The sequence below is a fragment of the Paracoccus sp. MKU1 genome, from assembly GCF_001447385.1.
Taxonomy (GTDB): domain Bacteria; phylum Pseudomonadota; class Alphaproteobacteria; order Rhodobacterales; family Rhodobacteraceae; genus Paracoccus.
Genome location: NZ_LLWQ01000193.1, coordinates 137,402 through 151,728 on the forward strand (window position 1 = coordinate 137,402; position 14,327 = coordinate 151,728).

7 protein-coding genes are annotated in these 14,327 nt (G+C 66.9%); 2 read left to right on the forward strand and 5 right to left on the reverse strand.

The window, feature by feature from the left end; all coding sequences use genetic code 11:
* Positions 1-22: 22 nt before the first annotated feature.
* Positions 23-6,205 carry a peroxidase family protein gene (locus tag AQY21_RS16845; RefSeq protein WP_058098771.1) on the reverse strand — a complete coding sequence of 2,061 codons (6,183 nt, stop codon included), beginning with the start codon at positions 6,203-6,205 and terminating at the stop codon, positions 23-25.
* Positions 6,206-6,666: 461 nt separating this feature from the next.
* On the opposite strand from AQY21_RS16845, the gene AQY21_RS16850 reads away from it, so the two are divergent.
* The gene (locus AQY21_RS16850) at positions 6,667-7,344 is read left to right on the forward strand and encodes a response regulator transcription factor (protein ID WP_058098772.1); all 678 of its coding nucleotides are present in this window, start codon (positions 6,667-6,669) and stop codon (positions 7,342-7,344) included.
* Here the strand turns inward: AQY21_RS16850 and AQY21_RS16855 are convergent.
* From AQY21_RS16855 to AQY21_RS16865, 3 genes are all read right to left on the reverse strand, one after another.
* Positions 7,324-8,769: a sensor histidine kinase gene (locus AQY21_RS16855; RefSeq protein ID WP_161906046.1), complete on the reverse strand. Its 1,446-nt coding sequence runs from the start codon at positions 8,767-8,769 to the stop codon at positions 7,324-7,326. The genes AQY21_RS16850 and AQY21_RS16855 overlap by 21 nt on opposite strands.
* Before the next feature lie 175 nt (positions 8,770-8,944).
* Positions 8,945-10,393, reverse strand: a complete 1,449-nt coding sequence (gene guaB, locus AQY21_RS16860) for an IMP dehydrogenase (RefSeq protein ID WP_058098774.1) — start codon at positions 10,391-10,393, stop codon at positions 8,945-8,947.
* Between the two features lie 69 nt (positions 10,394-10,462).
* On the reverse strand, positions 10,463-11,434 hold the full coding sequence (locus AQY21_RS16865) for a hypothetical protein (RefSeq protein ID WP_058098775.1): 972 nt from the start codon (positions 11,432-11,434) through the stop codon (positions 10,463-10,465).
* Positions 11,435-11,600: 166 nt separating this feature from the next.
* Here AQY21_RS16865 and AQY21_RS16870 point away from each other — a divergent pair, with 166 nt between their 5' ends.
* The gene (locus tag AQY21_RS16870) at positions 11,601-12,749 is read left to right on the forward strand and encodes an OmpP1/FadL family transporter (protein WP_058098776.1); all 1,149 of its coding nucleotides are present in this window, start codon (positions 11,601-11,603) and stop codon (positions 12,747-12,749) included.
* A gap of 138 nt (positions 12,750-12,887) precedes the next feature.
* Here the strand turns inward: AQY21_RS16870 and murD are convergent, their stop codons facing one another.
* The gene (gene murD, locus AQY21_RS16875; protein WP_058098777.1) at positions 12,888-14,288 is read right to left on the reverse strand and encodes a UDP-N-acetylmuramoyl-L-alanine--D-glutamate ligase; all 1,401 of its coding nucleotides are present in this window, start codon (positions 14,286-14,288) and stop codon (positions 12,888-12,890) included.
* Between the last annotated feature and the right edge of the window lie 39 nt (positions 14,289-14,327).

Consider the following 14,327-nt stretch of genomic DNA (forward strand, 5'->3'; position numbering starts at 1 on the left):
CACCGGCCGGCGGGCTGCGGCCCTAGAGGTTGAAATCGTTCCCGGTCAGTGCATGCGACCCCTTGATGCTGATGCGGAAATCGGCCCCGTCATCGCCGGTCGTGTTGCCGATCACGACCGTATAGTCGCCATCCTCCCTCGACTCGTGAACGATCATCACCTGGCCGCGTGCGGTAAAGGTCTCGGCGGTGACGAGAGTGAAGGATTGCTTGCCGGCCGTCCCGGCATCGGCGTCCATGCCGGAAAGATCGACCCGGTCGCCGGGCTGGAAGCCGGTGATCGTGTCGCCATCCGCATCCTGCGCCGACAGGAAACGGAAGATGTCCTTGCCGCCGCCGCCATCCATCACATTGACCGCCCGGCTGGCGGTGATCACGTCGTCGCCCGAGCCGGTGACGATGTTCTCGACGCTCCAGAGCGTGTCGGTGCCGGTCTCGGCGCTGCTCACGCTGCCCCGGCCCATGAAGCCGGTGCCCAGATCGGCGGTGACGTTGGCCGAGATCGCGGACATGTCCAGCGTGTCCTCGCCCTCCTCGCCGTAATAGACGTCGTTGCCGTCACCCCGGCTGGCGATGAACATGTCGTTGCCCGCCCCGCCGAAGGCGGTGTCGGCCCCGGCGCCGCCGGTGATCATGTCGTCGCCATCGCCGCCGAAGATGCGGTCGTTGCCGCCGTCGCCATACATCATGTCGGCCCCGGCGCCGCCGAACATGTCGTCCGCGCCATCACCGCCGAACATGACGTCCCGGCCGCCCTTGCCGTCGAGGAAGTCATGGCCGGCACCGCCGCGGATGATGTCCGCGCCGTCATCGCCGGTCAGCACATCCGCGCCGTCGCCGCCGATCAGGCTCAGCCCGGCCACGGTTCCGCCGTCGCCGCCGGCCTCATCGTCCAAAGGGCCTTCGCCATCGTCCGGATCGTCCGCAGGCGCCTGCACCGCCGGGCCGGCGGCGGCGGTGAAGGTGACCGTGCCGCCCTCGCCCGCCAGCGTGGTGGTGCCGTCGGGGTTCTGCGAGACGGCATGGGCCGTGCCCTCGGGCATCTCGACCACGTCCTGCTCGCGCAGCTGCCCCAGGATCGTGTCCTGCCCGCCATTGGTCCGGAACAGCACCCGATGCGCCGAGGTCAGGTTCGAGATGTCCACCACATCGTCGCCCGCGCCGCCCTCGAGCGTGATGGTGCTGTAGGACAGGCTGGTCCCGGCAAAGTCGCCATGCACCTGGAAGGTGTCGCCGCCGCCCATGCCGCTGATGACGATTTCCTCGATCGCCTGCATCACCGCCACGGCCGAGGCATAGTTGGTGCCGTTGCGGGTGATGATGATCTCGGTCCCGGCCGGGACGTTGCCGTTCAGCACCTGGTTGTTGTTGGCATTGCTGAAGGCACGCCATGCGGCCAGCGTCCAGATGTGATAGGTCTCGGCGGTTTCGTCGCCGGTCAGATGGATGGTATCGGTGCCGGCGCCGCCGTTGACGGTATCGCGCCCGTCGCCGGCGTTCCAGCGGATCAGGTCGTCGCCGTCGCCGCCGTTCACCACGTCCGGGGCCACCCCGCCGATCAGCGTGTCATTGCCGGCGCCGCCGTTCAGCTGATCGGTCGCCGCGCCGCCATCCAGCAGGTCGTCGCCATTGCCGCCGTTCAGCGTGTCGCCACCATTGCCGCCCAGCAAGGTATCGTCGCCCGCGCCGCCGTTCAGCGTATCCGTGCCGCCGAGCCCCTCGATCAGGTCCGCGCCGCTGGTGCCGTCGAACAGGTTCGGCTGGCCGTTGCCGACCAGATGGGCCCCGACCGGAGAGCTGGCCGCCGAAACCACCTCCTCGGCCTTGCCGAAGCCGTCGGTATAGCGCGCCACCACCCGCAGCTGGGTGTTCACATGCGCAAGGCCCGGCGTGAACGAGCTGCCGGTCGCCCCGGCGATATCGGCCCAGGCGCCACCGATGAAGTTTTGCCATTGCACGCTCATCGTCGCCATGTCGATGCCGTCGGCATCGGCGATGCCGCTGAGATCGGCGGTCAGGGCCTGCCCCTGGGTGGGGGTGGCGTCGCTGAGCAGCGGCTGCCCGGTCGGGGCCGCGTTGAACAGGTCCGAGACGTTGACGGTCACATCGCCGAATTGCAGCACCTCGATGTTGCGCAGCGTGTCGATCCCGTCCGAGACGCGGTTGCGGTTGGTGATCGGGTCGATCACGCCCACGGTCTGGTCCAGGTGCTCGACGCGGATGCTGCCATCGGTATTGCGCGACACGTCGTAATTCTCGAACAGATCCCAGAACACGGCCGTGTCGGTGCCGCTGTCGTCCCACAGGATCTCGCGCGCGATATGCAGTTGCCCGGGGTTATAGACCCGCTCCAGCATCAGCATGTCCAGCGTCCGGCCGCCATGCAGCACATTGCCGGCCGGATCGGTGACCACGGTGGACATGCCCTCGGCGGAGGCGATCTCGTTGCCGCCGGCGTCGCGGATGCTGATGCGCACGTTCAGCCAGGCATCGCCGTCGATGACGTCATTGCCGCCGCGCCCCTCGATCAGGTCGCTGCCGCCGCCGCCCAGCAGGATGTTGCCGCCCGAGAAGATCATCTTCTCGGCGCCCGAGCCGTCGGCCCAATATGCGCCCAGCCGCATCAGATCGAGCGTGACGATCTGGTCCAGCCCGGCGATGCGGTCGATCCCGGCCTGATCCAGCTCGTTATGCAGGAAGTTGCCCTCGGGCGTCGGGTCGGGGGTCAGCCCGGCATCGCCCTCCTCGTCGCTGCGGTCGTCGCCGCGCAGCACGTCGTCATGTCTCCAGCCCGACAGCGCCTCGACCTGGCTGAAGCGGTCGCGCAGCACCTCCAGCGGCAGGGTGGCGAAGACGGGGAAATTCATGTCGGCCACGGCCGGAACCGCCTGGCCCTTGAACGCCACCCAGTCATGGCCCCACATGCCGATGAACTTCTGGATGCCTTCGCCGGCGATCATGATGTCGTCGCCGGAATCGGCGTCGTAATCGGTATCGCCGCTGCCGCCGTTCAGCACGTCATGGCCGATGATCGACGAGTTGAAGAAGATGTCGCCATTGTCGCCGGCGATATAGTCGAACAGGCCATCGCCCTCGACCCAATCGTTGCCCTCGTTGCCGAACAGCACGTCGGAACCGTTGCCGCCCATCAGGAAGTCGTCGCCGGTGCCCGCCCGGATCTCCGAACCGTCCGGGCCGGTCATCAGGAAATCCTTGCCCGAGCCGCCAAAGATCAGCGCCATACCCGAGCCGCCGTGGATCACGTCATTGCCGGCATCGCCGTGCAGCATATCGGTTTCGCCGATATCGGTCCCGGAATTGGTGATGACATCGTCGCCATCGCCGCCATGGACGATATCGACGCCATAGCCGGCCTCGATCCGGTCGTCGCCGCCGAAGCCGCGCACCGCATCGTCGCCACCGCCGGCGATGATGGTGTCATTGCCCTCGGTCCCGGCGATGGTGGTGTGATCGGCACCGTTGTAGCGGATGAAGTTCGGCGCGCGCTCGACCAGGCTCGACAGCGCCTCCAGCGTCGGATTGTCATGCACCGGATCCACATGCCCGAACTGCGCCTGCTTGGCCGCATCGACGTAAAGCACATGGTCGGGGATCGAGAAGACGTCGCCGGGCAGGGCAAAGCCCGTCTCGCCCAGGTCGGTATTGCGCATCACGATCGAGGCCAGCGAGTTGTTCTCCAGCTCGGTCAGCAGGTTCAGCCCCTGCACCCGCGACAGGTAATAGAAGCGGTCGGCATGTTGCAGGTTCTCCATCTGCAATTCGAAGATGAAGGCGAAGGTCGAGCCCAGCATGCCGCCAAAGGGCATCTTCTTCTCGGCCAGGCCACCGACCCACAGATCGACATCATCCAGCCCACCCCTGCGGTCCGCATATTCGCCGGCCGCGTTCAGGAAGGCCAGCCGGTCGGCCGGGGCGGAAATCACCCGCGCCACGCCGCCCTCGAACACGGTCTGGTCGGTGCCGAAGACGATGGCCATGGCGGCGGCGCGCTTGCCCGCCACCGTCTCCTCGCCGGTAATCAGGTCATGGGTCCCATAGGCGGCGATGAAGTTGACGATGGATTCGGGATTCTTCAGGTTGACCGCGAAATCGACCCAGTTGTCATAGGGCTTGAGCTGGCTGTCGCCGCCGGCCATCTCCATGAACTGCTGCCGTGCCTCGTTCAGCGTCGGCATCCCGGTGTCGCGGCCGCGGGCGATGTTGATCGCCGCCAGGTCCAGCGGAATGCCCACCAGCTGGTTGCGCAGCACATTGGTGACGAACTCGTCGATCTCGTTGCCGACCTGTCCGGCCATGCCGCGCAGGATGGCGCCCGCCGCCTGGTGGTGATCCATCGTCTCGGAGCCGAAGGCCAGCGGGTTGAGGAAGGCGTCGAACAGCGCCAGGTGATCGGCGCTGCCATCGGCATGGATCCGGTCCACCGTCTCGTTCAGCATGGAATGGCCGAAGCGATAGACCACATGGGCGAATTCGGCAAAGATCGCCGGGTCGATCTCGACATCCGGCTGCACCATGAAGACGTCCACGTCCGGCTGCGCCTTGCGGGCGAATTCCTCGAAGACCAGGTGCTGATACTGCATCTCGGTGCTGAAGCGCGCGGCCTGGAACAGCCGCTCGCCGTCCCAGTTGCCCTCGGCGTCGCGCCATTCGGCGATGAAATCCGCGTCGCCGGTGGCCAGGATCACCTGCTTGACATGCTCGACCAGCCGGTTGTGCTCGGCATGAAAGACGAAATGCACCGCGGTCAGGCCGATATTCTCGTTCCCGCGGCCGTCGCCGGTGATGTAATGCGCATCCAGCATCTCGTCGTCATAGGAATCGCGGTTGCCGCGCGCGTCGAAGCCGCCGGAATAGCCGGTGGCGTCGTCGCCATCGGGCACCAGCGCGCCGCCCGCCACCACCGGCACCGCATTATGGGCGATATCGTCCAGGAAGGCATTGCCGGTGCGGGCGGCCGAGACCGTCTCGCCCGGCTCGATCACGTTGCCGCCGAACAGCACCGTGCCGGGCGGCAGCTGGATCGCGGAGGGATTGACCGGATCGGACAGATTGCCCTCGACCCAGATCGGCACCCCCTCCACGTCGAAGGCCGCCAGGATCTGCGGCAGGCCACCGGGGCCGCGAATGAACTCGCCATAGGGGTCGGTCAGCAGCACCGGCACCGCGCCGACATCCATGTCGGTCAGCTCGATCCCCAGCAGCTCGCGGGCCTGCGCCTTGACATCGCCCCAGGTCGCCAGCCCCCGCGCGCCATCCAGCAGCCTGCCGGTCGCCAGCGGCCCCTCCGGCCCCGCCTCGTATTCCCGCAGGAAGACCTGATGCGAGGGGTGCGAGGTATAGGTCTGGTTCTGGTCCACCCAGGGCGTGGTCACGTTGGCCGCACCCTCGCCGGTGGTGGCGCGGGTCATGGCCATGAAATTGCTGTGCGGCGTGGCCGGGTCATACAGCGGATCGTCGGGCTGCAACGGGATATAGACCGTGCCATGGCCGCCCTTCTTCACCAGATCCAGCCCATGGTCGAAGAACTGGCCGAACAGCGTGAACCAGGCGTTGTACGAGGCCGAGAGCCCTTCGTCCGGCGCCACGTTGGGCAGCTTGATGGTCGGGCCGTCCATCTCGATCCCATGCTGGTCCAGCAACTGGGCCAGCTGCGCCTGGGCGACGGCATGGGCCGGGCTGCCCGGCACGGTCCCCTTGACCAGCGAATGCGCATCCACCACGCCTTGCATCGCCGTGGTCAGCTCGGCCCCCTCGGCCCCGGCATGGCGCAGCGCGGCGGCGATGGCGGCCGGATTGTCCAGCGTCTGGTCCACGATCAGGTTGGATATCAGCCGCGGATCGGCATCCACCACGGTCCCGGGCTGAAAGCCGGGGCTGGTCGGACTGCCGGGCGTATAATCGTTGTTGTTCAGCCAGACCGGGTTTTCCGGCGTGCCGAACATCATCGTGTCATCGGCCTCGTTGCGCCAGTTCGGATCGGTCAGGCGCAGGAATTCCTCGTGCGAGGCGCCCCATCTTTCGCGACCCGGCACCAGATTGTTGTCGCTGCCATCGACCGTGCGCAGCCCATGGGGCAACAGCGGACTGTCCACCAGCTCGGTCAGCGGCGTGCCCGCCGCATGGGCCTCGGCGATCTTGATCTGTTCGAGAATGAATTCCAGGTCGTGCCTGATCAGCGTTACCATGACGTAATCCCTCCTGTGCCAGCCGCCTTTCGCCGCGATTGGCGAATGGGCCTATGCGGCGCCCGGCTTTCGGGACGCCTGCCGATATGTTTCGAATCCTGCCTCAGAGAGGGATGGGCATGAACCGGACAAAGTCGGGCCTTTTCATGCGCCCGAGGTCTGAATCGGAAAAGGCCGAAAGTCGCACCGCGGATCGGACCAATGGCCGATAAAACATGGACCAAAGTCCGAATGCCGGCAGAAAGAAAATTGGACGGCCGTTCGGTTCCGATCGGTCCCGATCATGCCGGCAGAAAGGGTTTCGACTCTCGCGGCATTTCGTAGCATTAGGGAAATCCTCGGAATGCCGGAATCGCCCCAAGGACGCGAAAACATATCTTTAACGACAGTTTCGAGGCAAAAACCGTTCTGTTATCGTTGAAACATTCGGTTCAGTTGAGTGTTTACGGAGGTCGTCGGACATGCGCAGGGTTGAATTGGCGATATTCGATGACCACCCCATTTTCCTTGAAGGCCTGGCAGGAATATTCGCCGAATCGCAGGAATTCACGGTTATCGGAAAAGGCGTATCGGCCGCCGACGCCGTCAGCCTGACGCTGAAAAGCAAGCCTGATGTCATCCTTCTGGATCTGGACATGCCGGGCAATATCCTGCAAGCGATCCAGAAAATCCGCGAGGAAGCGCCCGATGTCCGGGTGCTGATCTTTACCGCCTCGATGGCGGTCGAACATGCCGTGCAGGTGCTGGAGGCCGGCGCGCACGGCTATGTCATCAAGGGCAGCACCGCGACCGATCTGGCCGAGGCGATCCGCACCGTGATGCGCGGCGAGACCTTCGTCAGCCATACCTTCGCCTCCAAGGTGATCGCGGCCTTGCAGAATGCCTCGCTGCGCAAGCGCGCCTTGCAGGCGATCCGGCTAAACATGCGCGAGGAACAGATCGTGCGGCTGCTGCTGCGCGGCCGGACCAACAAGGAGATCGGCCAGCAGCTGCGGATCAGCGAAAAGACCGTCAAGCATTACATGTCGATCCTGATGCAGAAGCTGCATGCCCGCAACCGCATCGAGGTGGTGCTGGCGGCGCAAAAGCTGCAAGCCGAAGCCCAGGAGCCGCCGGGCTCAGCCCCCTATATGCAATAGCCGCGCCTCGGCCTCGACCGGCAGGCGGGCGGTGACGGTGGTCCCCTGCCCCGGCTGCGAGGCCACCTCCAGCCTGCCGCCTAGGGTCTGCAACCGCCGCGCCAACCCGGGCAGGCCCAGGCCCGGCTGGCCGTTGTCCCCCTTGTCCCCTTGCCGGGATTCGGGCGGCAGGCCGGGGCCGGCATCGCCGATGGTCAGCTCGACCTCGCCGTCCCGCATCGCGGCGCGCACCCGCTGGCCCTTGCCGCCGGCATGCCGAAAGGCGTTGTTCAGCGATTCCTGCACGATGCGATACAGACAGGTCTTGGCGGGATCGGACAATTGCTCGGGCAGGTCGCCCCATTGCCGGGCGACGGCGGTGCCGGTCTGGCTTTCATGCCGCGAAATCGCCAGCGACAGGGCTTCGGGAACCGTCAGCCCCTCCAGCTCGGGGATGCTGAGCCCATAGGCGAGATGGCGCAGTTCCTGCATGGTGCGCGCGGCTAGTTCGGCGGTCTTTTCCCGCTCGCGCGCCGCGGCAGCATCCTCGGCCTGTCCCGGCGACAGCCCGCTGAGCCGCAGCACGATCAGCCCCAGCAGTTGCAGCGGACCATCATGCAGATCGGCGCCGATGCGGTTCAGCAGATCCTCGTTGGCCTTGATGGCGTCCAGCTTGGCGGTTTCGGCCGCCTGCCGCAGATCGGCGTTCTGTCGGGCCAGTTGCTGCGAAATCGTCAGCCGCCGGTGCAGCTCGTCCTGCTGTGCCCGGACGATGCGCCGCGCCCGGGTCGCCGTCAGCAGCAGCAGCACCAGCATCAGCGCGGTGGTCAGTCCCACCACCCCCCAGATCCGCGCCGCCACGCGCTGCATCTGCGCCTGGAGTTCCGCGGCATTGCGATAGAATTCGCCGACGGCGGTGACCGCGCCGGTTTCGGCCGCCCGCAGCGGCACATAGACCTCCAGCAAGGGCTGGCCCATGCGCGCCTGCCGCCGGCTGCCGTGGTCGGTCAGGTTCTGCATCATCTCGGCGACGACCCGACCGGCGAAGGCGGCATCGAGCTGGGCCGAGGACATCCGTCGCCCCATCAACCGCTTGTCGGTGCTGTAGGCCACGGTGCCGTCCTGCCACCAGATCGCCGCCGCCTCGATATCGCTATCCTGCGCATATCGGTCCAGCAGCAGGTCGAGCTGCGCCTCGACCTCGGGCGGCACGGTGCCGTGCCGTTCCACCCCGCGCAGCAGCGGCTCGAGGATGATGTTCATATAGACGGCATCGGCATCGGCGGCGCTTTCCACCTCGACCTCGCCGATATAGGCGTTCACCCAATAGCCAAGCGTGGCCATCGACAGGCAGATCACCAGCGCGATGGCGACCACGACCTGCGAATAAAGCCCCATCTGCCGGCCGAAATACTGCAACAAGCGGAAGGTTTCGGCTTTGGACATGGCGGACCCGGGCGACATGGAACGGTTGGCCCCATCTTGCCCCGGCCGGCAAAGATCGCGCAACCGCCTTGCGCTGCCAGGAAAAATCACGGCGGCACCCTCCCAGGCCCATGCCTGGAAGGGCTTGTGTCAGATCGGCCTGCGCCGGCGGCGCTGCGGATCGGCGGTCCGGGGGTCAGCCCAGCCGATAGTTCGGGCTTTCGCGCGTGATCTGCACGTCATGCACATGGCTTTCCTTCAAGCCGGCGCCGGTGATGCGCACGAACTGGCAGCCGCCCCGCATCTCGGCCACGGTGGCGTGGCCGGTATAGCCCATGGCGGCGCGCAACCCGCCGACCAGCTGGTGGATCACCGCCGCGGCCGAGCCCTTGTAGGGCACCTGACCCTCGATCCCCTCGGGCACCAGCTTGTCGCTGGCCGCGTCCTTCTGGAAATAGCGGTCGGCCGAGCCGCGTGCCATGGCGCCAAGGCTGCCCATGCCGCGATAGGATTTGAAGCTGCGGCCCTGGTAGAGGATCACCTCGCCGGGGCTTTCATCGGTGCCGGCGATGGCCGAGCCGACCATGGCGCAGGACGCCCCCGCCGCGATGGCCTTGGCGAAATCGCCCGAGAACTTGATGCCGCCATCGGCGATCACCGGAACGTCGCCAGCGCCGCGCACCGCATCCATGATCGCGGTCAATTGCGGCACGCCCACGCCCGCGACGATGCGGGTGGTGCAGATCGAACCCGGGCCGATGCCGACCTTGATCGCATCCGCGCCGGCATCGACCAGCGCACGGGCCGCCTCGGCAGTCGCGACATTGCCGGCCACCACCTGCACCTCGTTCGAATGCGCCTTGATGCGGCTGACGGCGCGGGCCACGCCCTCGGAATGGCCATGCGCGGTGTCGATCACCACCAGGTCCACCCCCGCCTCGATCAGCGCCAGGCTGCGCTCATAGCCCTCGTCGCCCACGGTCGAGGCGGCGGCGACGCGCAGCCGGCCCAGCTCGTCCTTGCAGGCCAGCGGGTTCAGCACCGATTTCTCGGTATCCTTCAGCGTCAACAGGCCGGTCAGCCTGCCCTCGCCATTGGTCACCAGCAGCTTCTCGATGCGCCGGGCCTTCATCAGGTCGATGGCCTCGGCCCGGTCGGCGGGCTCGCGCAGGATGGCGAGGTTGTCCGAGGTCATCACCGCCCGCACCGGCATGTCGTCGCTGTTGGCGAAACGCATGTCGCGGTTGGTGATGATGCCGACCACCCGGCCGGCCGCGTCCACCACCGGAAAGCCGGTAACGTTGTAACGCTCTTGCAGGGCCTTAGCATCGGCGATGGTCTGGTCGGGGGTCAGGGTGATCGGGTCGTAGACGATGCCCGATTCGAAGCGCTTCACGCGGCGGACCTCGTCGGCCTGCTGCTCGGCGGTCAGGTTGCGGTGGACCACGCCGATGCCGCCGGCCTGGGCCATGGCGATGGCCATGCGGCTTTCGGTGACGGTATCCATGGCGCTGGAGAGCAGCGGAATGTTCATCCGGATCTGCTTGGTGACATAGGTCGTCACGTCGGCGGTCGAGGGCATCACCGAGGACGCCGCAGGAACGAGGAGAACATCGTCGAAGGTCAAAGCCTCACGAATCTGCATGGGAGCATCCTTGTCAGGGGTTCGTTTGGCAGTTTCCCATTTCACGCGCGGCCGGGAATGTCCAGCCTGTCAGGCGATGGCCGCGTTGGTTTTCATGGCAAGCCCGCCGCTGGCCCAGGCGCGCCAGACCCGAAACAGGATCGGCAGCACCACCAGGCTTGCCGCCACCAGCAGGATCTGGGCCGGCAGCGCCCAGCCCGGCGCAAGGCGCGAGACCGCGGTCCACAGGCCCGCCGTAGCCGCCAGCGGAAAGGTGAAGGCACCCCAGAGCGGCGAGAATCCCGCCTCGGTCAGCCAGCGCAGGCGCAGAACGGCCAAGGCGACGGCCGCGGCCGAGGCCCAGGCCAGCCCCAGCGCCGCCAGCTGCCAGCCGAGCGCGGCAGCGACATTGCCCAGCATGGCGATGGGCGCCAGGTGGATCATCAGCAGCGGGCGCAAGGGCGCCGGCAACCGCTCGGTCAGGGCCTGATACAGGCTGACGGCCCAGACGAAACCGGCCAGCGCCGCCATGGGCCACCAGAGCGCCTGGGCGAGCGCCGTCCAGCCGAAGCCGGCGGCGGCCTGCGCGGCGACGATGGGGCCGACGAAGGTCAGTTGCCAGACCGGCGTCACCCGCCCCTGCCCCGGGGTGCGGGCCATGACCGGGATCGCCACCGCCCAGAAGGCCAGATGCGCCGCCATGCCGGCGATCAGCACCGCCCGCGCCAGCGCCGGCGCAAAGGGCGCAAGCAGCTGTGCCGCGACATAGATCCCGACCAGCGCGGCGCCCAAGCCGGCACGGCCGGGCAGGACGCGCAATTCCTCGACCAGTACGGCGGGACGGCGCAGCAGCTTGCCGCCATAGGCCAGGGTCGCAAAGCCCCAGGCCGCGACCGCCATGCCGACCATCATCCCCGAAAGTCCCGGCGGCAAGCCGAAGTGCATCGTCGCGGCGCGCCAGGCCAGGGCAAGGCCGAGCGCGCCGAGCAGCGGCGGAAAGATCGCGGGCGGAACCCGGCGCCAGAGCCCGGGCGGATTGATGCGACGTGGGGCGAAACGCATGACGGACCTCCTGTCCTTCATGTCATAGCGTTGCCGACGGGCCACGCCAGAGCGGCCGGTTGCGTCAGAACGCCGCGTTACCAAGCGCAGGCGATTGACGCAAGCCGGCGGCCTGCCGCAGGTTGAGCCAAGGGGTTCCACACGAACCTGGCGAGGGAGGAAAACCATGAAAAGGATCGTCACCGGCATCGGCGCCCTGCTGGCAAGCGCCGCGCCCGTTCTGGCCGGCGGGATCGAGCGCGCGCCGCAATCGCTGGCACCGCTGTTCGAGCAGGGGAATTATGCCGAGCTGAGCTTCGGCGGGGTGAATCCCACCGTGCAGGGCACGGATGCCGCGGGCTTTGGAACGGGTGACGTGGCGCAGGGCTACGGCTTCTTCGGCCTGGCCTACAAGCACCAGTTCACCGACAACCTGTCCGGCGCGATCATCGTCGAGCAGCCCTTCGGCGCGGACATCCGCTATCCTATGCTGGCTGCTCCATCGCCGTTGATGGATGTGCTGGACGGCACGGCGGTCGAGGTCAATTCGACCACCTACACCGCGTTGCTGCGCTACAAGTTCGAGAACAACTTCTCGGTGCATGGCGGCATTCGTGGTTCGCACGCCGACGGTAAGGTGCGGCTGCGCGGCACGGGATATGGCGGTGCCCCGCCGACAGGCGTAAGCGGATACGATCTCGACCTGGACGGCGCGTGGGGCATGGGCTGGGTCGCGGGGGTCGCTTATGAGATGCCAGAGATCGCCGCGCGGGTTTCGCTGACCTACAATTCGCCGATCACCCATGACTTCAAGATGCACGAAGGGTTTAGCGGCACAGAGATTGCGGCCGACGATTATGAGGTGAAGACACCGCGCAGCTGGACGTTGGAAGGCCAGACGGGAATTGCTGCCGACACGCTGCTGTTCGGCTCGATTCGCTGGGTGAAGTGGTCCGAGTTCAAGGTGGACAACCTGATTTTCCCGCGTCCTACGCCGCTGGGCGACGTGCCGCTTGTCGAGGTCGAGGACACGACCACCTACACCATCGGCGTCGGCCGCAAATTCACCGAGAACTGGTCGGGTTCGATCTCGTTCCTGTATGAGCCGAGCGAAGGCGACACTGTGTCGCCGCTGGCTCCGGTGAACGGCCGCAAGGGCGTGACGCTGGCCGCAGTCTATACCATGGACAACATCAAGATCACCACCGGCATCAACTACACCAAGCTTGGCGACGCCACCCTGGGCGTCGGGCCCAGCGGCAACAAGCGGGAGGTCGCCAGGATGGATGACAGCGACGCCTGGGGCATCGGGGTCCGCATCGGCTATTCCTTCTGAGGATTGGCGGAAGGATGAAGGCCCCGGCTCGCGCCGGGGCTTTTTTCTGCGTGCCTTTCGCAGCTTCTTCGTTGTTTAAATACCCATGATACTGCGCCGGTGAGCACCGTCGCATGGGTATTTGCACAACGAAGAAGATCAGGCTTGCAACGCCTTGACCAGGGCAGTGAAATGCTCGCCGCGCTTTTCGAAATTCGGGTATTGGTCGAAGCTGGCGGCGGCGGGGGCGAGCAGCACGGTCTCGCCCGGCTGGGCCTCGGCCGCGGCGCGGGCCACGGCCTGCTCCATGGTTTCGGCGATCTCATAGGGGGTCTGGCCGATCTGCAGCGCGAAGTCGCGGGCGGAATGGCCGATCAGATAGGCTTTCACCACCGAACCGAGGAAGGGCGCCAGCGCCTCGATGCCGCCATCCTTGCCCATGCCGCCGGCGATCCAGCGGATGCGCTGGAAGGCGGCCAGCGCCTTGGCGGCGGCATCGACATTGGTGGCCTTGCTGTCATTGACCCAGGCGACGCCGCCGATCTCCGCGACCGTCTGACTGCGATGCGGCAACCCTTCGAAGCTGTGGAAGGCGCGCTCGATCTCGCGCGGGGCGAGGCCGACGGCGCGGGTCGCGGCATAGGCGGCGCAGGCATTCTGGTGGTTGTGCTCGCCCGGCAGGCCGCGCACCGCGCGCAGGTCGATCGAGGCGACCTGGCGGCCCTTGCGGTATTCCGAAAGGAAGCCCTTGCGGGCAAAGACCGACCAGCCGAAATGGTCGAGCTTCTGCCCCGAGGAGATGCGGATCACCCGGTCGTCGGCGGCACCCATGCCGAGCTGGCCGGCAAGGTAGCGGCCCTCGACCTCGTCCACGCCGATCACGGCCCGGTCCGGCCCGCCCTCGGCGAAAAGCCGGCGCTTGGCGGCGAAATAGCCGCCGAGGCCGCCATGGCGGTCGAGATGGTCGGGCGAAAGATTGGTGAAGACCGCCACGTCCGGCGTCAGGGCGCGGGCCAGGTCGGTCTGGTAGCTGGAAAGCTCCAGCACCACCACCTCGCCGTCATGGGCGGGGTCGAGCGACAGCACGCCGGTGCCGATATTGCCGCCGATCTGCGTCGGGCGGCCGGCTTCCCTGAGGATATGGTGGATCAGCGCCGTGGTGGTGGACTTGCCGTTCGAGCCGGTGACGGCGATCACGCGCGGGATGGTGTCGAAGCGCTCCCATTCGGCGGTGGCGAAGCTGCGGAAGAACAGCCCGATATCGTTGTCCACCGGCACGCCGAGCGCGTAGGCCTTGGCGATCACCGGATGCGGCTTCGGGTAGAGATGCGGGATGCCGGGGCTGGCGATCAGCGCCGAGATGCCCTCCCAGTTCTGGTCGTGGGTCAGGTCGAGGAGACGCAGGTCCTCTTGCTCGGCCTGTTCGCGCGTGTCGACGCCGTCATCCCAGGCGACGACCTGGGCGCCGCCGGCGGCAAGCGCGGCGGCGGTGGCGCGGCCCGAGCGGCCGAGGCCGAGCACGGCGATGGTCTGGTTCTGGACGCCCTGGACCGGGATCATGCTGTTTCCTTCGCTGTCGCGGGCCGGGGGCGCTTCGCC

Excerpts from the sequence above, each read along its gene's own strand:
- AQY21_RS16845 (WP_058098771.1), bottom strand. The coding sequence starts at position 6,205 with ATGGTAACGCTGATCAGGCACGACCTGGAATTCATTCTCGAACAGATC.
- AQY21_RS16870 (WP_058098776.1), top strand. The coding sequence starts at position 11,601 with ATGAAAAGGATCGTCACCGGCATCGGCGCCCTGCTGGCAAGCGCCGCG.
- AQY21_RS16850 (WP_058098772.1), top strand. The coding sequence starts at position 6,667 with ATGCGCAGGGTTGAATTGGCGATATTCGATGACCACCCCATTTTCCTT.
- AQY21_RS16855 (WP_161906046.1), bottom strand. The coding sequence starts at position 8,769 with ATGTCCAAAGCCGAAACCTTCCGCTTGTTGCAGTATTTCGGCCGGCAG.
- guaB (WP_058098774.1), bottom strand. The coding sequence starts at position 10,393 with ATGCAGATTCGTGAGGCTTTGACCTTCGACGATGTTCTCCTCGTTCCT.
- AQY21_RS16865 (WP_058098775.1), bottom strand. The coding sequence starts at position 11,434 with ATGCGTTTCGCCCCACGTCGCATCAATCCGCCCGGGCTCTGGCGCCGG.
- murD (WP_058098777.1), bottom strand. The coding sequence starts at position 14,288 with ATGATCCCGGTCCAGGGCGTCCAGAACCAGACCATCGCCGTGCTCGGC.